The sequence below is a fragment of the Sphingobium sp. SJ10-10 genome, assembly GCF_036038995.2.
Lineage (GTDB): Bacteria > Pseudomonadota > Alphaproteobacteria > Sphingomonadales > Sphingomonadaceae > Sphingobium.
In genome coordinates this window covers 630,173-650,239 of the sequence record NZ_CP158132.1, presented here as the reverse complement: position 1 = coordinate 650,239, position 20,067 = coordinate 630,173, and the positions used below count along the sequence as shown (strand labels likewise).

Sequence of the window (20,067 nt, the reverse complement as noted above, 5' to 3'; positions counted from 1 at the left end):
CGGGGTGGGGCAATGGATTGGAAGAGCCAATTGAACAGACGAACAAAGGCCGCTCATGAAAATATCGTCATGCTGAAACCAGTCCGGCATGACGATGAAGGGCGCAGCTTCGCGCAGGCTCTCAATGCAGCCCGCGATAATTGCCGGGCGGGTCGCTGGCGGGGAAGCTCTCATCATTCTGCTCGTCGACCAGATCCCAGTCGCGCGCATCGATATGCTGCTCGTCCGGCCCGGCATCGCGCACCCGGCCCGAAGTCATGGGGGGCGTCCAATGCTCCTCCGCCTCGCGCTTCGCCTGCCATTCTTTCCACCCCTTCCACGCAGCGGCGCCCAGTCCGGTGAGGAATGCCAGCTTTAAAAAACCCTTCATCTCGGCTTCTCCTGTGCTTCGTGCAAATGGACCCATTCGGCGCGATTGCCGCCGATGCTGTCGGGCGGCAGCGGGATTTCGCCTTCCTCATCGGTGCCGCCGGGCGGCTCGACCGAAGGAGCGGCGGGCGCGATCACCCATCGCTCACGCAGCGCCGCGTCGATCATCGCCTGCCAGACGCGCTCGTCGCCAGCCTTCCGCATGACGTCATCGGGACTTTTGATGATGGCGAGCAAGCTGGCCGCATCCTCCACCTGATCCTGCCAGCGGTCCGGCCCAAGGTCGGGATTGCCGGCCGCCAGATGGCGCGCCAGCCGTTCGAGAAGAGAGCGCTGCTCCATGCACCTTTGAACGCGGTTCCGGCTGGTCTGTTCCGCAGATCGTAACGCTTGTGCAGCGGTGTGAACGGCCGCGCGCGTCAGTCGTTACATCGGGCAGGAAAGCGGAAGGAGAAGATCATGCCCCAAGGCGACAAAAGCAGCTACACCGACAAGCAGAAGCGCAAGGCCGAGCATATCGAGCAGGGCTATGAGGATCGCGGCGTTTCCCATCAGGAGGCGGAACGGCGGGCCTGGGCAACGGTGAACAAGGAATCTGGAGGCGGCAACAAATCCGGTTCTGGCCGGGGCAAGCCGGACAGCCATGCCTCGTCGCGCAAGGGCGGCAGGAAGGGCGGCGCCGCATCGGCCCGGCGCCCGGCGGCGGATCGCTCCGCCGCCGCGAAGAAGGGCTGGGAAACCCGCCGAAAAAGGACACATGCCAAAAGCGGTTAGGCGCGGCTATTTCGATCTTCCGGCTGGTAATGGGGCAGACCCAGACCCTTCCATATGGCGATGGCGCGCAGCAGGAAGCCGATCAGGGCGGCGATCAGCCCCGCAACGGGAACATCCAGCCCCATCCAGCGCAGGAACACGAACAGTCCCGCCGCCAGCGCCGCCGCCGTCACATAGAGTTCGGGCCGCAGCAGGATGGAAGGCTCCCCCGCCAGCAGATCGCGCATGATGCCGCCGACGCAGCCGGTGACGACACCCATCATCGCCGCCACCAGGGGCGGGACGCCATAGCTCATCGCCTTGGCCGCGCCATAGACGGCAAAGGCGGCAAGGCCCACCGCATCGAGCCAGTCGAGGGCGTGATCGCTCCACCAGCGGCGCGGGGTGAACCAGACGAGCAGCGCCGCGATCATGCAGGCGATGGCGGGCACGGCGTCACGGACCCAGAAGACCGGCGCGCCGATCAGCAGGTCGCGCACCGTGCCGCCCCCTACCCCCGTCACCAACGCGAAGAAGGCGAAGGTGACGAGCGTCTGGCGCAAGCGCGCGGCCGCCAGCGCGCCGGACGCCGCGAAGACGAAGGTGCCGACGATGCTCAGCGTTTCGAGGACCGGGCCGATCTGCGGCAACAGCGTCTGGTTCACGGACGGCGCAGCGCTCTATTTCGCCAGTTCAGCCTCTATGGCCGCGATCAGGCCAGCGTCATCGGGCGCGGTCGTGGGCGCGAAGCGGGCAGCGACCGTGCCGTCCTTGGCGATCACGAACTTCTCGAAATTCCAGAGCAGTTCGGGTTCGGGATTGGGCGTGATGCCATAACCGGCCAGCTTTTCGCGGAAAGCGGCGCCTTCGCCCAGGGCCGTCGGCTGGGCGCTGGTGAGCGCGGCATAGAGCGGATGCTTTTCCGGGCCAGTGACGACGATCTTCTCGAACATCGGGAAATCGACGCCGAAATTGGTGGTGCAGAAGGTCGCGATCTCGTCATTGCTGCCCGGCTCCTGCGCGCCGAAATCATTGGCGGGGAAGCCGGCGACGACCAGACCCTTCTCCTTATATTCGGCGTAAAGCTTCTCAAGACCCTCATATTGCGGGGTCAGGCCGCATTTGGAGGCGACATTGACCGCCAGCACCACCTTGCCCGCATAGTCGGCCAGGCTGGCGTCGGCGCCCTTGATGGTCTTGAGCGGGATTTGCTGAATATCGGTCATTTTTTCGTCTCCTTGGAAATGGGGATGAACCGGGCCGTCATATGGCCGCGCCGAAAAGCTTGCCGACGCCGGAGGTCGCGAGCATCGCGAACACCCCCCAGAAGACCACGCGGGCGACGGCGCGCACAATCCCGCCGCCGCCGAGCCGCGCCCCGATATAGCCCAGCACGGCCAGGCAAATCAGGGACGTGACGGCAACGGCGACGATGGCATGGGAAGGGCTGGCGACGGCGGCCAATACGGGCGCGACGGCTCCGACGGAAAAGGTCGCGGCGGATGTCAGAGCGGCCTGAATCGGCCGCGCGGTGCTGATTTCGGAAATGCCCAGTTCGTCGCGCGCATGGGCGGCAAGGGCGTCGACATTCATCAACTGCGTCGCCACCTGACCGGCGAGATCGGACGTCAGGCCGCGTTCGACATAGATGTCGCGCAATTCCTCCCATTCCGTATGCGGTTGCTGGGCCAGCGCCTTCTTTTCCTTGGCCAGATCGGCGCGCTCGGTATCGGATTGGGCGCTGACGGAAACATATTCGCCCGCCGCCATAGACATGGCGCCAGCGACCAGCGCGGCGATGCCGGAAAGAAGGATGGTATCCCGCGCCGCGCCGGAAGCCGCGATGCCGGTCAGCAGGCTGGCGGTCGAGACGATGCCGTCATTGGCGCCCAGCACGGCGGCGCGGAGCCAGCCGACCCGGTTGACATAATGGACCGCGTGATGGCCGTCGATCACGTCCATGTCCTGTATGGTTGTGGACTGTTCCATGCGCCCTGTCCCTTGACTGCGTCCCCTGAATGCCCGGCATTGGCTAACAGATGAGAGGATCGGCGCAAGGCCTTCTATCCACTCAGCCCCTCGGCCTTTTCCGCCAGTTCCAGCCAGCGCTCCTCCGCCGCGTCCTTTTCGGCGCGGGCCTTTTCGATCGCCTTGGTGAGCGTGTCGAATTTTTTCGGATCGCGGCTGTAGAGACTGGGGTCGGCCAGCGCTTCCTCGTCGCGGGCGATGGCGGCCTCGATCTCCTCGATGCGCCTGGGGATCAGGTCGAAATCGCGCTGGTCCTTGTAACTGAGCTTGGTCGAGGCGCTTTTCTGCGGCGAGGGCGCGGCGGCCTTCTTCTCGGCCTTGGGCGCATTTTTCGGCTGGCGCTTGGCGACCCAGTCGGCATAGCCGCCGACGATCACGTCGATCGTGCCGGAGCCATCCAGCCCCAGCGTCACGGTGACGGTACGATCGAGAAAGTCGCGGTCGTGGCTGACGATCAGGACCGTGCCCTCATAATCGACAATCACTTCCTGGAGCAGATCGAGCGTTTCGAGGTCGAGATCGTTGGTCGGCTCGTCGAGGATCAGCAGGTTCGATTCGCGGGCGAATTCGCGCGCGAACAAGAGCCGCGAACGTTCGCCGCCCGAGAGCGTCCCCACCTTCGCTTCAGCCAGCGAGGGGTCGAAGAGGAATTCCTTGAGATAGCCGTGGACATGTTTCCGCACGCCGCGCACGTCGATCCAGTCGCCGCCTTCGGCCAGCACATCCCGGACGCGCTTGTCGGACTGCATCAGGCTGCGCTGCTGGTCGATGAAGATCATGTCGAGCGACTTGGCCTGTTTGACCTGGCCCGAGTCGGGCGCGAGTTCGCCGGTCAGCAGCTTCAGGAGCGTGGTCTTGCCGGCGCCATTGCCGCCGACGATGCCGATGCGGTCGCCGCGCTGGATGCGCAAGGAGAAGTCCTTGATGACCGTGCGATCACCGAAATTTTTCGTGACATGCTCGGCGGTGATGACGCTTTTCGTCTTGTTGTCGTCGCTGGCGACGGCGATCTTCGCGACGCCCTGCGGCCCCACCATGGCGGCGCGTTGGGCGCGCATTTCCCAGAGTTTTGCGAGGCGGCCCTGGTTGCGCTTGCGCCGCGCGGTGACGCCGCGTTCCAGCCAGTGCGCTTCGATCTTGAGCTTCGCGTCCAGCTTTTCGGCGGCGCGGGCTTCCTCGGCATAGACCGCTTCCATCCATTCCTCGAAACCGCCGAAGCCGATTTCATTGCGGCGGATGCCTCCGCGATCCAGCCAAAGGGTCTGGCGCGTCAGCCGGGTCAGGAAAGCACGGTCGTGGCTGATGACGATGAAGGCGCCGTTATAGCGGCTGAGCCAGCCCTCCAGCCAGTCGATCGCGTCGATGTCGAGATGGTTGGTCGGCTCGTCCAGCAGCAGCAGGTCGGGTTTGCTCGCCAGTGCGCGGGCGATCGCGGCGCGGCGGCGCTCGCCGCCCGACGCGGTCGCGGCTTCGCGGTCGAGGTCGGTGCCAAGCTGGCTGGCGATGGCGTCGACTTCATGGGCGGGCGGCGCGAACTGGCCCGCCAGCGCGAAATCGCGCAGCGTGGCGAAGCCGGCGACATCAGGATCCTGCTCCAGCATGATGACGCGTGCGCCGGGGCGGACGGAACGGTTGCCCTCATCCGGTTCGATCTGGCCGGCGATGAGTTTCAGCAGCGTGGTCTTGCCCGCGCCGTTGCGGCCGATCAGCGCCAGCCTGTCCTTCTCTCCGACGAAAATGTCGAGATTGCGGAAAAGCCAATGGGTGCCTTGCGAGAGGCCGAGATTTTCGAAGGAAAGGATAGGAGCCGCCATGGGCGTGCAGCTAGGCGTTCGGGCGTCCCAGAGCAAGAGGCGTCCCAAAAGGGGGAACCGGAAGCTGTCTGACGGCTTTCAACGCATGTCAGCGTCCGTTCATCGCAACCGTCACAATAGACATGCATCGCTTTTTGAGGAGAAAGCCCCGTGAAATCAAAGGCTATGAAATCAATGTTCGCCCTGATGGCCCTTGGCGCTGCCCTGCCGGTTTCGGCCATGGCGCAGACCAGTGTCACCATCGCTGAAACCGCGCCGATCGTGACGCTGAACGTGACGGAAACCGTCGAAGCCGCGCCCGACATGGCGACAGTGGGCACCGGCGTCCAGACCCGCGCCCAGACCGCCGCCCAGGCGATGCGCGACAATGCGGCGCAGATGGACAAGCTGATCGCCGCGCTGGTGAAGGCGGGAATCCCTAAGAAGGATATTCAGACCAGCGGTATCAACCTTTCCGCGCAATATGATTACAGCAATCGCGACGGGCAGCCGTCGGGGCCGCGCTTCATCGGTTATGAAGCATCGAATCAGCTTTCGGTGAAGCTGCGCGACATCAAGAAGGTCGGGACATTGCTCGACACCATGGTGGAGGCCGGGGCGACCAATGTGAACGGGCCGAGCTTCTCAATCAGCGATCCCACGCCGATGCTGGCGCAGGCGCGGGCGGCGGCGCTCAAGACCGCCAGGGCGCAGGCCGATTTCTACGCGCAGGCGGCAGGCTATCGGTCGGCGCGGCTGGTTTCGCTGGCGGAGAGCAATAGCGGTGGCCAGCCGCCCATGCCGATGATGGTGACGGCGCGGTTCAAGGCGGATTCGGCGCCCGCCACGCCGGTCGAGCCGGGGCAGGTCGGGTCTTCGGTGACGCTGACGGTGCAGTACGCGCTGGAGAAATAGGCGGCGGAGCTGCGGTTTTTGGTTATCGGGTGCCGTCAAAGCCGCCGTGCTCCTGCGCAGGCAGGAGCCCAGTCCTGCCCTCAGTGGATCATCGCATCGTCCGAACTGGGCTCCTGCCTTCGCAGGAGCACGGTTCACCTGAAGGCGAACATCGATGTCTGCCATCCCCCTACCCCCATTCACCACCTGTTCAATGGTTCCCGGCTATGCCAAGGTCATGCGAATGATGCGGTTCAGACTGATAGCAGGGCTGGGAGCCATGGCGGCACTTTTCGTCACGAATCCCGCCGCTTATGCCAGCAGCCAGCGCGACGAGCAGGATGCCGCGCGGCGGGCCATGCTGGACGGACAGGTCATGCCCTTTTCCGTCATCAAGCGCCGGGTCGACGCCGCCATGGGCGGCGCCACCTATCTGGGCAGTGAGTTCAACCCCTCCACCAACCGATATCGCCTGAAATATGTGAAGGACGGCAAGGTGCTATGGGTTGATGCGGACGGTCGCACGGGCGATATAATCGGCTGGGCGCGTTAAGTGCGCGCCGCCTGACCTTTGGGCACAACAACAGAAACGGGGCCATATGCGTCTGCTGATCGTCGAAGATGAACCTAGCCTCGGGCAACAGCTCCGCAATACGCTGGAGGGCGCGGGTTACGCCGTGGATCTGGCCGATGATGGCGAGGACGGGCATTTTCTGGGCGCGACCGAAAGCTATGACGCGGTGGTGCTGGACCTGGGCCTGCCGACCATCGATGGCCTGACGGTGCTGGACCGCTGGCGCAAGGAAGGCCGCAGCTTTCCGGTGCTGGTGCTGACCGCGCGCGATAGCTGGTCGGACAAGGTGGCGGGCCTGGACGCTGGCGCGGACGACTATCTCGCCAAGCCCTTTCAGAGCGAGGAACTGATCGCCCGCCTGCGCGCGCTCATTCGCCGTGCTTCGGGCAATGCGTCGAGCGAGCTGACCGCCGGTGACGTGCGGCTGGACACGCGATCGGGCAAGGTGACGCTGAAGGGCGAGCCGGTGAAGCTCACCGCGCAGGAATATAAGCTGCTTTCCTACCTGCTCCACCACAAGGGCAAGGTGGTGAGCCGCACCGAGTTGATCGAACATATTTACGACCAGGATTTCGACCGCGATTCCAACACGATCGAAGTGTTCGTCACGCGCATCCGCAAGAAGCTGGGCGCCGACGTCATCACGACGATCCGTGGCCTGGGCTACAGCCTCGACGAACCGGGACGGTAATCGGGGCCGAGGTTCCGGCGCCCGCGATGACCGATCCCCACGCTCCTTCCCAGGTTCTCTCCACCGGCTCGCTGAGTCGCCGGATGATCGGCATTGCCGCGCTGTGGATCAGCCTGCTGCTGCTGGGCGGCGGGCTGGCGCTGGACCGCGTGTTGTCCGACGCGATCACGCGCAATTTCGACGACGGGATGAACTATGTCCTGACCGCCATGATCGCGTCGGCGGAAATCGGCCCGGATGGCGAAGTATTGTTCAACCGCGAACCCGCCGACCAGCGTTTCCTGGAGCCCAATAGCGGCATTTACTACCAGATCAGCGGCAAGGGGCATGAGGATTGGCGGTCGCGGTCGCTGTGGGACCGGGCGCTCAAGGTCAATCCCGAGCATCATGACGACGCCCCGCACATTTATGACAGCAACCAGTTTCCCGGCGAAGACCTGCGCGTCATGGAGCGCAGCATCATCCTGCCGGGGTCGGACACGCGCTGGATGTTCATGGTGGCGCAGGCGCGCGAAGGGCTGGACGCGCAGATCAAGACATTGCGGTCGACCCTGTTCGAAAGCTTCGCGCTGCTGGCTCTGGGGCTGATCGTGCTGGCGACGTTGCAGACGCTTTACGGGCTGCGGCCGCTGCGCAAGGTGCGGCATGAGATCGTGCGGATGCGGGCGGGCGAGAAGAATCGCGTGACCGAGCCGATGCCCGCCGAAGTCCTGCCCATGGTCGAGGAACTGAACGCCCTGCTCGCCCATAATGAGCGGCAGGCGGAGGAAGCGCGGACCCATGCGGGCAATCTCGCCCATGCGCTCAAGACACCACTGACCGTGATCATGAACGCCGCCACCGCGCAATCGCCCGATCTGGGCGACACGGTGATCCGCGAAGCGACGACGATGCGGCGGCAGGTCGACCACCACCTCGCCCGCGCCCGGGCCGTGGGGCGGCGCGGCGCGGCGCACAGCCGGGCGGAGGTCTGGGCCAGCCTGGATGCGGTCGAGCGCGCGGTGCAGCGGCTCTATCCGGACGTGCGGATCGACATGGATGGCGACAAGGAGGCCGCCGTTCGGGTCGAGCGGCAGGACCTGGACGAGATGTTGGGCAATCTGGTCGAGAATGCCGCCAAATATGGCGGCGGCAGCGTGTTCGCGACCGTCGGGCGCCGGGGATCGATGATTGAAATCCTGGTCGAGGATGACGGGACGGGCATTGCCAAGGCGGACCGCACGCGCATTTTCGACCGGGGCGTCCGGCTCGATTCGGGAAAGCCGGGCACCGGCCTTGGCCTGGCCATCGTGCGCGATGTCGCGGAAATCTATGGCGGGTCGGTCGCGCTGGAAGAAAGCGAGGATCTGGGCGGCGCGATGGTCCGGCTGCGGCTGCCTGCGGCCTGATGCGGCGGCCCTTCTATCTGGTTGGCGGGTTCCTGTCGCTCGGACTGGGGACGATCGGAGCCTTTCTGCCGCTCCTGCCGACCGTGCCTTTCATGATTTTGGCGGCCTTTTGCTTTGCGCGGTCGAGCCCGGCGCTGGAGGCTCAACTGCTTGAGCATCGCCATTTCGGATCGCATATCCGCCGCTGGCGGGAGAAGGGCGCGATCAGTCGGCGGGGGAAGAAGGCCGCATTGGCGGCCTTTGCGTTCAGCGTGGTGCTCGCGTTGGTATTTTCACCTTTTCCATGGTTCCTGCTACCGATCGCAGCGGCACTGATCGGCGGAACCTGGATATGGACCCGGCCGGAATAATAAGCCCGCAAACTCGCGTAACGCCGTGCCGATCAGTTCATCGCCAGGATCATGTTCCGCACTTGCGGATAGACCTGCTTTTCCCATTTGCTGCCGGAAAACACGCCATAATGGCCGACGCCAGGCTGGAGATGATGGCGCTTCAGATGCGGGCGCAGGCCCGTGCAGAGCGCATGGGCGGCCGCCGTCTGGCCCACGGCGCAGACATCGTCCTTTTCGCCCTCGACGGTCAGCAGGGCGGTGTTGCGGATCGCGCCCGGATTGACCTTCCGCCCGCGATAGGTGAGTTCGCCCTTGGCCAGTAAGGTCCGCTGGAACACCTTGTCCACGGTTTCGAGGTAGAATTCCGCCGTCATGTCGAGCACGGCGAAATATTCCTGGTAGAAGGTCTTGATCTTGTCGGCCTCCACCTGCTTGCCGTCGGCCAGCAATTGGTAAAGTTCGCGATGCGCCGCGCCGTGGCGATCCATGTTCATCGACATGAAGGCGGAAAGCTGGAGAAAACCGGGATAGACCCGCCGGCCACGCCCCGGATAGCGCATCGGCACCATGCTGATCAGATTTTCCTCGAACCATTCGATCGACTGATCATTGGCGAGTTCGTTGACCACCGTGGGCGCGGCGCGCGTGTCGATCGGCCCGCCCATCAGCGTCATGGAACGCGGGGTCGCGGGATCCTTGTCCTCCGCCATGATCGACACCGCCGCCATCGCCGGAACGCAGGGCTGGCACACCGACACCAGATGCGACCCCGGCCCCAGTTCCTGCATGAAGGTCATGATATAATCGACATAATCGTCGAAACCGAAGCGCCCGGCACTCAGCGGCACGTCGCGGGCGTTCTTCCAGTCGGTGATGTAGACGTCATGGTCGCGCAGCAGGGTCTGGCAGGTGTTGCGCAGCAAGGTCGCGAAATGGCCGGACATGGGCGCTACCACCAGCACCTTGGGCTGGGCGGTCTCCACATCGTCCTTCGCGAAGTGCAGCAGGTTGCCAAAGGGCAGGTCCAGCGCCACTTCTTCCCGAACGGAGACGACCGCATTGCCGCTGTGCACCTCCGTTATTCCATAGGCCGGGCGGCGATGCGTCAATTTCGCGCCCTGGAAAACGTCCATCAGGGCAAACATGCGGCGCGGCACGGGCCAATCCCCGGCGGGACCCATCCTGTCCTTGAACGAAAGAGCGATCTGAGCACCGAATCGCGCGGGGGCCATCATGTCGTTCCAGGCCTGATAACCACTATATAGCATCATCATTTTGCTCAAAATGCGTCCTAAGCTCTTCCGGCACCGATTCGGCCTTCTGTACAATCGTTATACAGCTTTTCGATATTGCACCGCATCATGATTGATGGAAACATAGAGCCGAAGCGGGAGGATTGCCATGGCCGACGCCGAATTAACCATTTCCAGCAAGACTTATTCATCCTGGTCCCTGCGCGGATGGCTGTTGTGCCGTCTGGCTGGCCTGAAGGTCGTGGAAAAGACGATCGCGCTCGATGATCCTGAAAACAGGGCGGAATTGCTGCTCCTGTCGCCTTCCGTTCTGGTGCCGCGGCTTACCCATGAAGGGGCGAGCGTATGGGATACGCTCGCAATCGCGGAATATCTGCATGAGCTTTATCCGCATGCCGGGCTTTATCCGGCGGATCGGATCGCCCGCGCGCATTGCCGGTCGGTTTCGGGCGAGATTCATTCCGGTTTCATCAACCTGCGGTCCGCCCTGCCCATGAACCTGAAGGTCAGGCATGAGAAATTTCCTGTCTTTTCAGGCGCCAAGCAAGACATTGAGCGGATCGAGGAGATCTGGACCGAATGCCTGAACGCCTATGGCGGTCCCTGGCTGTTCGGGGAACGGCCGACCGTGGCCGATGCGATGTTCGCGCCCGTGGCGCAGCGTTTCCTGACCTATGCCGTGGCGCTGTCGTCCAAATCCGCCGCCTATTGCAACTGGAGCAACGACTGGGACCTGATGCGCGAGTGGATCGACGCGGCGCGCAAGGAGAAGGACGAGGTCGAGGAACTGGAAGTCGAGTTTTAGGGCCAATCGACATTCAGCCCTGACGGCCTACAAAGGCCTAGCTCTCGATCCCGCTCAACCATTCGGCAATCATCGCGCGACCGGCGGCGACGGCGCCTGGGCCATGATCGGCATGGTCCTGCCGCAGGGCGATGCCGCATTGCTTCGCTATGTCGAGATCGGCCCAGAAATGCGTGAGCCAGTCCTCAAAGCGTGGGTCTTCGCCCATTTCCGCGTGGAATTGCAGCGCAAGCAGGTTGCGTCCCCGGCGGAACGCCTGATGCGCGTAATTTTCGGTCGAGGCGAGCAGGTCGACACCGGCGGGCAGGTCGAATGTGTCGCTGTGCCAGTGCAGCACCGGCACATCCTCCAGATGACGAAGCGGGGAATCGGCCCCCGCCCCATTCAACCTGACCGGCGCGAAGCCCAGTTCCATATGACCGCCGGGATAGACGGGAGCGCCCAGAGCCGCGGCGATCATCTGGCTGCCGAGGCAAACGCCGAGCGTCGGCAGATCCTGCTCCAGCCGGGCCGCGAGCTTTTCGATCTGGTGGGGTATCCAGGGGTGAATATCATGCTCATAGACGCCCATCGGGCCGCCCATCATGATCAGCAGGTCGGGCGTGCAGAGGTCCGCCTCGAAAAAATCGGGACTGGCGACGTCAATCCGCTCGATCTCAAAGCCTGCGGCCTCGATCGGCTGGAGATACCCCGCCGCTCCTTCGCGCGGCACATGACGGACGATCAGCGCTTTCTTCATCTCTACCGCGTTGGTAGCCAAATGAATCGCCGGCCGCCACCCCAGCCTTTCTTGGCTTTGCGAAATAACTGCTATGGGCGCGCGACCCGACGGATGCGCCAGAGCGCGGCAAAGCCGATGCCGCTCCAGATGATATTGAGCACCATCGAGGGGATGGCGCCATGCCACCAGGTGTTGAGGACGAAGAAGGCCGCGCCGAGCGCGTTCATCCATTGGAAGGCCGGTGATGCGCCGGAAAGGCGGCCCATCGAGACGAGGATATAAGCGCCCAGGACGAGGATCGCGCCGAGCCAGCCGACGGCTTCCACAAGGATGGTCAAGATCGTACCCCCAAAAAAGAAAGGGGCCGCCTCCTTTGCGGGAGGCGGCCCTTCTTTCCTTATCTCAGCGCCTCAGCCGATCAAGCGGCGAGCTTGCGCAGCACATATTGGAGGATGCCGCCGTTCAGGAAGTAATCCAGTTCGTTGACGGTATCGATGCGGCAGAGCGCGGTGAAGGTGAAGGTCGAACCATCGGCGCGCTTCACGATCACGTCCACATCCTGGCGGGGCTTGAGGCCCGCGACATTCTGGATCGTGAAGGTCTCGTCGCCCGTCAGGCCCAGCGTGTCCTTGTTCTGCCCGTCCTTGAACTGGAGCGGCAGCACGCCCATGCCGACCAGGTTCGAGCGGTGGATACGCTCGAAGCTCTCGACGATGACCGAGCGGACGCCCAGCAGGTTGGTGCCCTTCGCCGCCCAGTCGCGCGACGATCCGGTGCCATATTCCTTGCCGCCGATGACGACCAGCGGCGTGCCGTCGGCCTTGTGCTTCATCGCCGCGTCGTAGATCGGCAGCACTTCGCCGTCATATTTCGTCATGCCGCCTTCGACGCCGTCCAGCATCAGGTTCTTGATGCGGATATTGGCGAAGGTGCCGCGCATCATGACTTCGTGATGGCCACGGCGCGCGCCGTAGCTGTTGAAGTCGGCCTGCGCGACCTGACGCTCCTGCAACCACTTGCCGGCCGGCGAAGTCGCCTTGATCGAGCCTGCGGGCGAGATGTGGTCGGTGGTGATCGAGTCACCGAAGATCGCCAGCGGCTTGGCTTCGATGATGTCGGTGACCGGCGCCGGGGTCATGCTGAGACCCTCGAAATAAGGCGGGTTGGCGACATAGGTCGAACCGGCGCGCCAGCTATAGGTGTCCGAACCCGTGACGTCGATCGCCTGCCAGTGCGCGTCGCCCTTGTAGACGTTGGCGTAGCGTGCCTGGAACATCGCACGGTCCATGCAGCCCGCCATGGTCGTGGCGACCTCGTCATTGGTCGGCCAGATGTCCTTCAGGTAAACGTCATTACCCGCCGTGCTGACGCCGATCGGGGTGGTGATGAAGTCCTCGATCACCGTGCCCTTAAGCGCATAGGCGACGACCAGCGGCGGGCTGGCAAGGAAGTTGGCGCGCACGTCAGGCGACACGCGGCCTTCGAAGTTGCGGTTGCCGGAGATCACGGCAGCGGCGACGAGGCCGTTTTCGTTGATCGCCTTGCTGATCGGCTCGGCCAGCGGGCCGGAGTTGCCGATGCAGGTGGTGCAGCCATAGCCGACCAGGTTGAAGCCGACCGCGTCCAGATGCTCCTGGAGGCCAGCCTTGTTCAAATAGTCGGTGACGACCTGCGAACCGGGGGCAAGCGAGGTCTTGACCCAAGGCTTGGGCTTCAGGCCCAGTTCGTTCGCCTTCTTGGCGACGAGGCCGGCGGCGACCAGAACGCCGGGGTTCGACGTGTTGGTGCAGCTGGTGATCGCGGCGATGGTGACGTCGCCGTCGCCAATGTCGAAATCCTTGCCCTCGACCGGAACGCGCTGCTGCGCCTTCTTGTAGACGTTCGCCAGGTCGGCGTTGAACACGTCATCGACTTGCGGCAGCGACACGCGGTCCTGCGGACGCTTGGGACCGGCAAGGCTGGGGACGACAGTGGCGAGGTCCAGCTCCAGCGTATCGGTGAAGACCGGCTCGACGGCGGGGTCGATCCAGAAGCCCTGCTCCTTGGCATAGGCTTCCACCAGCGCGATATTCTCTTCGGTGCGGCCGGTCAGGCGCATATAGTCCAGCGTCTTGTCGTCGATGCCGAAGAAGCCGCAGGTCGCGCCATATTCCGGCGCCATGTTGGCGAGCGTCGCGCGGTCGGCCAGCGACAGCGAGGCGAGGCCGGGGCCGAAATATTCGACGAAGCGGCCGACTACGCCCTTGGCGCGCAGCATCTGCGTAGCGGTCAGCACCAGATCGGTGGCGGTCACGCCTTCCTTCAGTTCGCCGGTCAGCTTGAAGCCGACGACTTCGGGGATGAGCATGGAGACGGGCTGGCCCAGCATCGCCGCTTCAGCCTCGATGCCGCCCACGCCCCAGCCCAGAACGCCCAGGCCGTTGATCATCGTGGTGTGGCTGTCGGTGCCGACGCAGGTGTCGGGATAGGCGACGGTGACGCCGTCCGGGCCTTCGCTCGACCATACCGCCTGCGCGATATTTTCCAGGTTCACCTGATGGCAGATGCCGGTGCCCGGCGGCACGGCGTAGAAATTGGCGAGGCTCTTGCTGCCCCATTTCAGGAAGTCGTAGCGCTCCATATTGCGCTGATATTCGATTTCCACATTCTGCTCGAACGCCTTGGGCGTGCCGAATTCGTCGACCATGACCGAGTGGTCGATGACGAGGTGGACGGGCACCTGCGGGTTGATCTTGCTGGCGTCGGCGCCCAACGCGGTCATCGCGTCGCGCATGGCGGCCAGGTCGACCACGCAGGGAACGCCGGTGAAGTCCTGCATCAGCACGCGGGCGGGGCGATACTGGATCTCACGCTCCGCCTTGCCCTTGTCATTCTGCCAGGCGACGATCGCCTTGATGTCGTCGGTGGTGACGGTGACGCCATCCTCGAAACGGAGCAGGTTTTCCAGCAGCACCTTCATCGAGAAAGGCAGGCGCGAAACGTCTCCAAGCTTCGCAGCGGCCTTTTTCAGCGAATAATAGGCAATGTCCTTGCCGCCGACCTTCAAAATGTCGCGCGTGCCGAGTGTGTCCTGTCCGATGGCGGTCATGAGTCGTGCGTCTCCTCGCAGTGCCCCGACCATGCGAAGGCAGGATGACGCAGTTCCACCAGAGGCTCGCCGGACGGCGGAAAACTACCGAACGGAAAGGTGGCGGGATGCGCCCCAACTCACGGCCGAAGCGGGTATGTCCCGATGCGCGCCGCCATAGCGCCTGCGCGCCTCAAGTCAAATGCGAAGGCGCGAAAATGGGACAGTGGCCGGAATCTTTCTTGTAGACGCGATCATCCGGCGCGGGATACATTGAGTTGCAGCCGCGTTCTGATGCAAGGAGCGGGCTCTGCAGAGATGATAAGGGTCGCTCGCTCTGACGTTCGTCGTTGCATCCAAGCTGATGTAAAGCTCGGGGGTATTTCCGATTTTTGCGTCGATGCCGTGATATGTGTCTGAGGAGGAAGAGACGATGCGCCCAGTGTCCAACCTCGCGACCGGCAAGTCATTTGACCCGGCCTTAAGGGGTTACATCATTCATTATCATCCGGGGCAAGCCAATCATTGCCCCAGTTGCGGCCGCAGCCAGTGGATGGTCGGCCGGCTGATGGCGGAATGCGCCTATTGCGAAACAGCGCTTCCGCTGGAGAATAATCGGGGGTTCGGAGCCTGTGCGCGCTTTGTCAGCACGCATGACGTCATGACGTCCTACGACCCTCGCGACTCGATCAATCCCTGACGGGAAGAAGGCCGCTGGCCGTCAGGCCGCGGCCACCCCTTCCACCTCCACTATGCCATTCCCGGCATAATAGCCCTGCACCCGCACCCGTTTTTCGACATGATCGACGGGCACGCGCAGCAACACCAACCGGAAACTGCCACCCAGATCGCGCTGGAGCAGGAATCCGGCCTCATCGCGTATCAACCGGCCGGTTTCGTCCACTCCAGCGCCAATATCAGTCATAACGCGTCAATCTATCGCGTTCTTGATGCCCTTGCCAGCCAATAGGCCAAGGACGAGGAAGATCGCGAACAGCGCGATCGCCAGCACGAACAGAAACTTGGCGATGCCGACAAATGTGCCCGCCGCGCCGCCAAAGCCCAATATGGCCAGTAGGGCGGCGATCACGAGCGAAATGATGGCCAGACGGATCATGCGACACTCCTTTCGTTGAAAGACCTCGCTTTTCCAACGGATGGTGAGGCGGCGGGTTCCGGCGGGCGGCGCTTTTGCGAAGTTGCGACATTCCAATCCTCCCCACGCTTCGCGCAGGGAGGAATTTGGGCCGATGCGCGCTATCATCTATTTGCGTCGCTCATTTGAAATATTCTGCTTCCTCATAACGGCAATTCGGCATCAAACGGCTGGCCGCTGCCATAGCCTGCATCTTCAAGAGGACATTTTGACCTATTGGAGGCCTGCCCGATGAAATTCACCCGTTTGATGAGCGCGACCCTGATCGCGGGCGTCGCCGTTGCCGCCGCCGCGCCGCTGAGCGCGCACGGCATCTGGTTCGCGCAGCGCGCCAAGCAGTTGGCGCTGATCTATGGCGTGGGCGCGGACGATCTGGACGCGGTCAAGCGCCTGCCGCTGGTCAAGACGGTGACCGGCTATGACAGCGACTGGGCGCCGGTGAACACCTCGCTTCGGGCGGCGGGCGCGATCCCGGTGGTGGACAGCGACGAACCGATCGCCGCTGTCGCCGCGATCATGGACTATGGCTATTGGAGCAAGACGCCCGACGGCGAATGGCACAATAAGGGCCGCGACGAAGTGCCCAACGCCACGCTGGCCGAACATAATTTCAAATATGCCGTGCATCTGACCCAGGTGCCGACCAAGCCGGTTCCGCTGCTGGAGGGCCACACGCTCCAACTGGTGCCCGCCGACCTCGCCATCCCGCAGAAGATGGGCGAGCCGATGAAGGTGCGCGTCTATTACAAGGGCAAGCCGATCGCCGGCGCGACCGTCATGCAGGATTATGTGAACGATCCCGACGAAGCCGCGCCCGCCAAGACCGGCCCGGACGGCACCGCGACGATCAAGCTGCGCAATCAGGGCATCAACGTGCTGATGGCGATCTATGTCGGCCAGACCACCGACAAGAAGGTCGATCATGAGGAATATCGCGCCTCGCTGTCCTTCGTCCTGCCGCATCTGCCGGAATAAGCCCCCTTCCCTTTCACGGAGACTTCCCATGAAGACCGATCTTTTCCGCAGCGCTATCGCCGCCCTCGCCCTGATCGCCGCTCCGGCGGTCGTCCACGCCCATGGCAGCATGAAGCCGCAGCATGGCGGGATGGTCCAGATGACGGGCGAAACCATGTTCGAGCTGGTCACCGGCCCCAAGGGCGTCGACGTGTATCTCAGCGAAGAGGATGAGCCGATCCCGGCCGCCAGCTACACCGCCAAGCTGACCCAGACCGCCGCGGGCAAGAAGACCGAAGCGGCGCTGAAGGCCGCGGGCGGCAACAAGCTCAGCGCGCCGGGCTTCAAGGCCGCCAAGGGCGCGAAGATCGTCGTCGCGCTGATCGACAAGAACGGCGCCAAGACCTTCGCCACCTTCCAGACGAAGTAAGAGCGGCCATGCACAGCGCGACCCTTAACCCGCTTGTCAGTCCCACGATGCGGCGGGTCGCGCTGCTGGCTCTGGGGCTGGTGTTGGCATTCCTGAGTTCGACGCTCTGGGCGCATGGCGTCAATGAGAATGACAAGGCCTTCATCGAAGGCGCCTCGGGCGTCAACATCATCCCCTACATGTATCTGGGGGCCAAGCATATGGTCACGGGATATGACCATCTGCTGTTCCTCGCCGGGGTCATCTTCTTCCTTTACCGGCTGAAGGATGTCGGCGCCTATGTGACGCTGTTCGCCATCGGGCACAGCACGACGCTGCTGCTCGGCGTGATCTTCGACATTCGCGCCAATCCCTTCATCATCGACGCCATCATCGGCCTGTCGGTGGTCTATAAGGCGATCGACAATCTCGACGGGTTCCGCACCTGTCTGGGTTTCTCACCCAATCCCAAGGCGGCGGTGCTGATCTTCGGCTTCTTCCACGGCTTTGGCCTGGCCACCAAGTTGCAGGAACTGACGCTGGCGAAGGACGGGATGATCCCCAACCTCATCAGCTTCAATATCGGCGTCGAAATGGGCCAGTTCATGGCGCTGACCATCATCCTGCTGCTGATGAACCTCTGGCGCATGAGCGACAGTTTCCGCCGCAGCGCCATCCTCGCCAACGCCGCGCTGATGACCGCCGGTTTCGTTCTGATCGGCTATCAGTTGGCCGGCTATTTTACTCAGGGTGCCTGACATGAACACGCAGAGTATTTCCGCGCTTCCTGCCCAAATTTCGCCCTCTCCCTCCACGCTGGCCAAGGCGACCGGCGGCGCGGCGCTCGCCGCCGCCGCGATCCTGACGCTGTTCGTGCTGCCCGCCGAATATGGCGTCGACCCGACCGGCGTCGGCACGGCGCTGGGCCTCACCGGCATGGTCGCGGGCAAGGCGGAAGCGGCACCTGCCGCCCCCGCCCCCGCCACGGCGAGCGACATTGCCACGCCCAGCAAGGCCAGCATCTCCAAGTCCACGCCCTGGCGTCAGGATGAAATGACCATCACCCTGCCCCCGCACAGCGGCCAGGAGGTGAAGGCGCATATGGAAAAGGGCGACAGCTTCATCTTCACATGGAAGTCGAGCGGCCCGATCAAGGCGGAGATGCATGGCGAGGAGCTGAACGCCGCCAACGATGCCTTCACCGATTATTGGAAGGAGCTGGAGATCGACGGCGGTCAGGGCGACTTCACCGCGCCCTTTGGCGGCATCCATGGCTGGTATTTCCGCAACAAGGGCGAAACGCCTGTGACGGTTACGGTGAAGACGGTCGGTTTTTACAAGGATCTCTATCAGCCCAAGGCTGAGTGAAGAGCGTAGACAATATTTTGAGCATGGCCTGTCCACCAAACGCTCCGTGTTCCTGCGAAGGCAGGAACCCAGATCAGACGGCGGAACTGGGCTCCTGCCTTCGCAGGAGCACGCTGCAAATCAAACAGGCCATGCTATAAAATCACCTCACAAGGACAGGTGCCATGAGCAGTATCGCGGGCCAAGCGCCCCCCATCGGCCTAAGGGCCACAGCAACCCCCATGGACGCTGCCAAGGCGCGCACGCGGCTGATCGCCATCGATGCGCTGCGTGGGCTCGTCATGCTGTTCATGCTGGTCGACCATGTGCGCGAGACATGGTTCCTGCATTTGCAGGTGACCGATCCCGTCAACGCCAACACGACCGATCCGGGGCTGTTCTTCACCCGCCTGCTCTCGACCTTCTGCGCGCCGACCTTCGTGGCGCTGACCGGGCTTTCCGCCTGGCTCTACGGCCAGTCGCACAGCAAGGGGCAGGTGTCGGAATTTCTGTTCAAGCGCGGCCTCTTCCTGATTTTCCTGGAGTTCACGGTCGTCGGCTATGCCTGGCCGACGCAGGCGCCCGCCTTCCCGCCGACGGCGATCTGGTTGCAGGTGATCTGGGCGATCGGCCTCAGCATGATCGCGCTGGCCGCGCTGCTCCATCTGCCGCGCCCGGCACAATTTGCCGTGGGCCTTGCCATCGTCTGCCTGCACAATCTGCTCGACCCCATCAGGCTGACGGCGGACTCTCCCTATTTCATTCCCTGGGCGCTGCTGCACCAGCGCGACAAGTTCGAAATCGCCGGCACCCTGTTCAAGACGACTTATCCGGTGCTGCCGTGGATCGGCGTCATCCTGCTCGGCTATGCCTGCGGGCCGTGGTTCGCCAAGGGCAGCGATCCGGAAAAGCGCATCAAACGGCTCGTGATGCTGGGCCTCGGCCTCATCATCGGCTTCATCGTCATCCGCACCCTGAACGTCTATGGCGACAAGCCCTGGTTCATTGCGGAAACGCCGCTGCGCACGGTGATGAGCTTCCTGGCGCTCACCAAATATCCGCCCTCGCTGCTGTTCCTGATGCCGACCGTCGGCACCGGCTGCCTGCTGCTCGCGCTGTTCGAGACATATCAGGACAGCAAGGCGATGCCGCACCTCGCTCTGCTGGGCGGCGCGCCGATGTTCTATTACGTCCTGCACCTCTATACGCTGAAGCTCATCTACAATGTCGCGCTGGTTCTTTACGGCCCGACCAAGGGCACGGTGTTCGGCGTCGATCATCTGCGCTGGGTGTGGATCTGGGTCTTCATCCTGATCCCGGTGCTTTACTTCCCCACCCGCTGGTTCGCGCAGCTCAAGCAGCGGCGCAAGGACATCTGGTGGCTCAAATATCTCTGATCCCGAGTGCCTGCGGGTTCCCTGGCCGCCTTCCCCACGGAAGGCGGCCTTTTTCTTGGGATTTCAGGGCGCGAAGACGCCGGAAAACGGCCCGGTGAATCCTGCCGTGCAGAACCCCTTTTCACAATTATGCGCC

The 20,067-nt window shown here is 63.3% G+C and carries 25 protein-coding genes; 13 read left to right on the top strand and 12 right to left on the bottom strand.

What is annotated here, in order from left to right; translation table 11 throughout:
- Positions 1-121: 121 nt before the first annotated feature.
- Positions 122-370: a hypothetical protein gene (locus VVT58_RS03100; protein ID WP_066558391.1), complete on the bottom strand. Its 249-nt coding sequence runs from the start codon at positions 368-370 to the stop codon at positions 122-124.
- Entirely contained in the window at positions 367-711 is a 345-nt protein-coding gene (locus tag VVT58_RS03095; RefSeq protein WP_327754233.1) for a hypothetical protein, read from the bottom strand. The genes VVT58_RS03100 and VVT58_RS03095 overlap by 4 nt, the downstream gene beginning before the upstream one ends.
- A gap of 117 nt (positions 712-828) precedes the next feature.
- Here VVT58_RS03095 and VVT58_RS03090 point away from each other — a divergent pair, with 117 nt between their 5' ends.
- Positions 829-1,143 (top strand): plasmid stabilization protein, encoded by a 315-nt coding sequence (locus VVT58_RS03090; RefSeq protein ID WP_327754234.1) that lies wholly within the window; start codon positions 829-831, stop codon positions 1,141-1,143.
- On the opposite strand, the gene VVT58_RS03085 is transcribed toward VVT58_RS03090, so the two are convergent.
- The 4 genes from VVT58_RS03085 to VVT58_RS03070 form a co-directional block, all read right to left on the bottom strand.
- Positions 1,140-1,787 (bottom strand): trimeric intracellular cation channel family protein, encoded by a 648-nt coding sequence (locus VVT58_RS03085; protein WP_327754235.1) that lies wholly within the window; start codon positions 1,785-1,787, stop codon positions 1,140-1,142. The genes VVT58_RS03090 and VVT58_RS03085 overlap by 4 nt on opposite strands.
- 15 nt (positions 1,788-1,802) lie before the next feature.
- Positions 1,803-2,348, bottom strand: coding sequence for a glutathione peroxidase (locus VVT58_RS03080; RefSeq protein WP_327754236.1), 546 nt, complete (start codon positions 2,346-2,348; stop codon positions 1,803-1,805).
- Between the two features lie 37 nt (positions 2,349-2,385).
- Positions 2,386-3,111, bottom strand: coding sequence for a VIT family protein (locus VVT58_RS03075; protein ID WP_327754238.1), 726 nt, complete (start codon positions 3,109-3,111; stop codon positions 2,386-2,388).
- A 74-nt stretch (positions 3,112-3,185) separates the two neighbouring features.
- On the bottom strand, positions 3,186-4,964 hold the full coding sequence (locus tag VVT58_RS03070) for an ATP-binding cassette domain-containing protein (protein WP_327754239.1): 1,779 nt from the start codon (positions 4,962-4,964) through the stop codon (positions 3,186-3,188).
- Between the two features lie 165 nt (positions 4,965-5,129).
- On the opposite strand from VVT58_RS03070, the gene VVT58_RS03065 reads away from it, so the two are divergent.
- The 5 genes from VVT58_RS03065 (at position 5,130) to VVT58_RS03045 (ending at position 8,840) form a co-directional block, all read left to right on the top strand.
- On the top strand, positions 5,130-5,858 hold the full coding sequence (locus VVT58_RS03065; protein ID WP_066558413.1) for an SIMPL domain-containing protein: 729 nt from the start codon (positions 5,130-5,132) through the stop codon (positions 5,856-5,858).
- Between the two features lie 193 nt (positions 5,859-6,051).
- Positions 6,052-6,390 carry a hypothetical protein gene (locus tag VVT58_RS03060; protein ID WP_327754281.1) on the top strand — a complete coding sequence of 113 codons (339 nt, stop codon included), beginning with the start codon at positions 6,052-6,054 and terminating at the stop codon, positions 6,388-6,390.
- A gap of 46 nt (positions 6,391-6,436) precedes the next feature.
- Complete coding sequence (locus tag VVT58_RS03055) at positions 6,437-7,102, top strand: response regulator transcription factor (protein WP_044662519.1); 666 nt, start codon at positions 6,437-6,439, stop codon at positions 7,100-7,102.
- 83 nt (positions 7,103-7,185) lie between these two features.
- On the top strand, positions 7,186-8,490 hold the full coding sequence (locus VVT58_RS03050; protein ID WP_082748908.1) for a HAMP domain-containing sensor histidine kinase: 1,305 nt from the start codon (positions 7,186-7,188) through the stop codon (positions 8,488-8,490).
- Positions 8,490-8,840, top strand: a complete 351-nt coding sequence (locus VVT58_RS03045; protein WP_066558424.1) for a YbaN family protein — start codon at positions 8,490-8,492, stop codon at positions 8,838-8,840. Before VVT58_RS03050 ends, VVT58_RS03045 begins: the two co-directional genes overlap by 1 nt.
- 32 nt (positions 8,841-8,872) lie before the next feature.
- On the opposite strand, the gene VVT58_RS03040 is transcribed toward VVT58_RS03045, so the two are convergent.
- Complete coding sequence (locus VVT58_RS03040) at positions 8,873-10,096, bottom strand: polyhydroxyalkanoate depolymerase (RefSeq protein ID WP_066558426.1); 1,224 nt, start codon at positions 10,094-10,096, stop codon at positions 8,873-8,875.
- 127 nt (positions 10,097-10,223) lie between these two features.
- On the opposite strand from VVT58_RS03040, the gene VVT58_RS03035 reads away from it, so the two are divergent.
- Entirely contained in the window at positions 10,224-10,880 is a 657-nt protein-coding gene (locus VVT58_RS03035; RefSeq protein ID WP_066558429.1) for a glutathione S-transferase, read from the top strand.
- Between the two features lie 37 nt (positions 10,881-10,917).
- On the opposite strand, the gene VVT58_RS03030 is transcribed toward VVT58_RS03035, so the two are convergent.
- The 3 genes from VVT58_RS03030 to acnA all read right to left on the bottom strand — a co-directional run bounded on the left by VVT58_RS03030 (position 10,918) and on the right by acnA (position 14,689).
- Positions 10,918-11,619 (bottom strand): glutamine amidotransferase, encoded by a 702-nt coding sequence (locus tag VVT58_RS03030; RefSeq protein ID WP_327754282.1) that lies wholly within the window; start codon positions 11,617-11,619, stop codon positions 10,918-10,920.
- A 71-nt stretch (positions 11,620-11,690) separates the two neighbouring features.
- Positions 11,691-11,939, bottom strand: a complete 249-nt coding sequence (locus tag VVT58_RS03025; RefSeq protein WP_327754240.1) for a hypothetical protein — start codon at positions 11,937-11,939, stop codon at positions 11,691-11,693.
- Between the two features lie 80 nt (positions 11,940-12,019).
- Positions 12,020-14,689: an aconitate hydratase AcnA gene (gene acnA / locus VVT58_RS03020; RefSeq protein WP_327754241.1), complete on the bottom strand. Its 2,670-nt coding sequence runs from the start codon at positions 14,687-14,689 to the stop codon at positions 12,020-12,022.
- A 412-nt stretch (positions 14,690-15,101) separates the two neighbouring features.
- Between acnA and VVT58_RS03015 the strand changes: the two genes are divergently transcribed.
- Positions 15,102-15,368, top strand: a complete 267-nt coding sequence (locus VVT58_RS03015; RefSeq protein ID WP_327754242.1) for a hypothetical protein — start codon at positions 15,102-15,104, stop codon at positions 15,366-15,368.
- Positions 15,369-15,389: 21 nt separating this feature from the next.
- Here the strand turns inward: VVT58_RS03015 and VVT58_RS03010 are convergent, their stop codons facing one another.
- Positions 15,390-15,593, bottom strand: coding sequence for a DUF5818 domain-containing protein (locus VVT58_RS03010; protein ID WP_327754243.1), 204 nt, complete (start codon positions 15,591-15,593; stop codon positions 15,390-15,392).
- A gap of 6 nt (positions 15,594-15,599) precedes the next feature.
- Positions 15,600-15,785, bottom strand: a complete 186-nt coding sequence (locus tag VVT58_RS03005; protein ID WP_327754244.1) for a DUF1328 domain-containing protein — start codon at positions 15,783-15,785, stop codon at positions 15,600-15,602.
- A gap of 270 nt (positions 15,786-16,055) precedes the next feature.
- On the opposite strand from VVT58_RS03005, the gene VVT58_RS03000 reads away from it, so the two are divergent.
- From VVT58_RS03000 to VVT58_RS02980, 5 genes are all read left to right on the top strand, one after another.
- Positions 16,056-16,799, top strand: a complete 744-nt coding sequence (locus VVT58_RS03000; protein WP_327754245.1) for a DUF4198 domain-containing protein — start codon at positions 16,056-16,058, stop codon at positions 16,797-16,799.
- A gap of 28 nt (positions 16,800-16,827) precedes the next feature.
- Positions 16,828-17,208, top strand: a complete 381-nt coding sequence (locus tag VVT58_RS02995) for a hypothetical protein (RefSeq protein ID WP_327754247.1) — start codon at positions 16,828-16,830, stop codon at positions 17,206-17,208.
- A 47-nt stretch (positions 17,209-17,255) separates the two neighbouring features.
- Positions 17,256-17,945 (top strand): HupE/UreJ family protein, encoded by a 690-nt coding sequence (locus VVT58_RS02990; RefSeq protein ID WP_350339863.1) that lies wholly within the window; start codon positions 17,256-17,258, stop codon positions 17,943-17,945.
- Position 17,946: 1 nt separating this feature from the next.
- Positions 17,947-18,555 (top strand): hypothetical protein, encoded by a 609-nt coding sequence (locus VVT58_RS02985; protein WP_327754249.1) that lies wholly within the window; start codon positions 17,947-17,949, stop codon positions 18,553-18,555.
- Between the two features lie 164 nt (positions 18,556-18,719).
- On the top strand, positions 18,720-19,931 hold the full coding sequence (locus VVT58_RS02980; RefSeq protein ID WP_327754250.1) for a heparan-alpha-glucosaminide N-acetyltransferase domain-containing protein: 1,212 nt from the start codon (positions 18,720-18,722) through the stop codon (positions 19,929-19,931).
- Positions 19,932-20,067: the final 136 nt, after the last annotated feature.

Bases quoted from the DNA above. Each gene is read 5' to 3' on its own strand.
- VVT58_RS03030 (WP_327754282.1), bottom strand. From the start codon at position 11,619: ATGAAGAAAGCGCTGATCGTCCGTCATGTGCCGCGCGAAGGAGCGGCG.
- VVT58_RS03010 (WP_327754243.1), bottom strand. From the start codon at position 15,593: ATGACTGATATTGGCGCTGGAGTGGACGAAACCGGCCGGTTGATACGC.
- VVT58_RS02985 (WP_327754249.1), top strand. From the start codon at position 17,947: ATGAACACGCAGAGTATTTCCGCGCTTCCTGCCCAAATTTCGCCCTCT.
- VVT58_RS03015 (WP_327754242.1), top strand. From the start codon at position 15,102: ATGCGCCCAGTGTCCAACCTCGCGACCGGCAAGTCATTTGACCCGGCC.
- VVT58_RS03060 (WP_327754281.1), top strand. From the start codon at position 6,052: ATGGTTCCCGGCTATGCCAAGGTCATGCGAATGATGCGGTTCAGACTG.
- VVT58_RS03065 (WP_066558413.1), top strand. From the start codon at position 5,130: ATGAAATCAATGTTCGCCCTGATGGCCCTTGGCGCTGCCCTGCCGGTT.
- VVT58_RS03080 (WP_327754236.1), bottom strand. From the start codon at position 2,348: ATGACCGATATTCAGCAAATCCCGCTCAAGACCATCAAGGGCGCCGAC.
- VVT58_RS03090 (WP_327754234.1), top strand. From the start codon at position 829: ATGCCCCAAGGCGACAAAAGCAGCTACACCGACAAGCAGAAGCGCAAG.
- VVT58_RS02980 (WP_327754250.1), top strand. From the start codon at position 18,720: ATGAGCAGTATCGCGGGCCAAGCGCCCCCCATCGGCCTAAGGGCCACA.
- VVT58_RS02995 (WP_327754247.1), top strand. From the start codon at position 16,828: ATGAAGACCGATCTTTTCCGCAGCGCTATCGCCGCCCTCGCCCTGATC.
- acnA (WP_327754241.1), bottom strand. From the start codon at position 14,689: ATGACCGCCATCGGACAGGACACACTCGGCACGCGCGACATTTTGAAG.
- VVT58_RS03050 (WP_082748908.1), top strand. From the start codon at position 7,186: ATGATCGGCATTGCCGCGCTGTGGATCAGCCTGCTGCTGCTGGGCGGC.
- VVT58_RS03075 (WP_327754238.1), bottom strand. From the start codon at position 3,111: ATGGAACAGTCCACAACCATACAGGACATGGACGTGATCGACGGCCAT.
- VVT58_RS03040 (WP_066558426.1), bottom strand. From the start codon at position 10,096: ATGATGATGCTATATAGTGGTTATCAGGCCTGGAACGACATGATGGCC.
- VVT58_RS02990 (WP_350339863.1), top strand. From the start codon at position 17,256: ATGCGGCGGGTCGCGCTGCTGGCTCTGGGGCTGGTGTTGGCATTCCTG.
- VVT58_RS03045 (WP_066558424.1), top strand. From the start codon at position 8,490: ATGCGGCGGCCCTTCTATCTGGTTGGCGGGTTCCTGTCGCTCGGACTG.
- VVT58_RS03035 (WP_066558429.1), top strand. From the start codon at position 10,224: ATGGCCGACGCCGAATTAACCATTTCCAGCAAGACTTATTCATCCTGG.
- VVT58_RS03100 (WP_066558391.1), bottom strand. From the start codon at position 370: ATGAAGGGTTTTTTAAAGCTGGCATTCCTCACCGGACTGGGCGCCGCT.
- VVT58_RS03005 (WP_327754244.1), bottom strand. From the start codon at position 15,785: ATGATCCGTCTGGCCATCATTTCGCTCGTGATCGCCGCCCTACTGGCC.
- VVT58_RS03055 (WP_044662519.1), top strand. From the start codon at position 6,437: ATGCGTCTGCTGATCGTCGAAGATGAACCTAGCCTCGGGCAACAGCTC.
- VVT58_RS03070 (WP_327754239.1), bottom strand. From the start codon at position 4,964: ATGGCGGCTCCTATCCTTTCCTTCGAAAATCTCGGCCTCTCGCAAGGC.
- VVT58_RS03000 (WP_327754245.1), top strand. From the start codon at position 16,056: ATGAAATTCACCCGTTTGATGAGCGCGACCCTGATCGCGGGCGTCGCC.
- VVT58_RS03095 (WP_327754233.1), bottom strand. From the start codon at position 711: ATGGAGCAGCGCTCTCTTCTCGAACGGCTGGCGCGCCATCTGGCGGCC.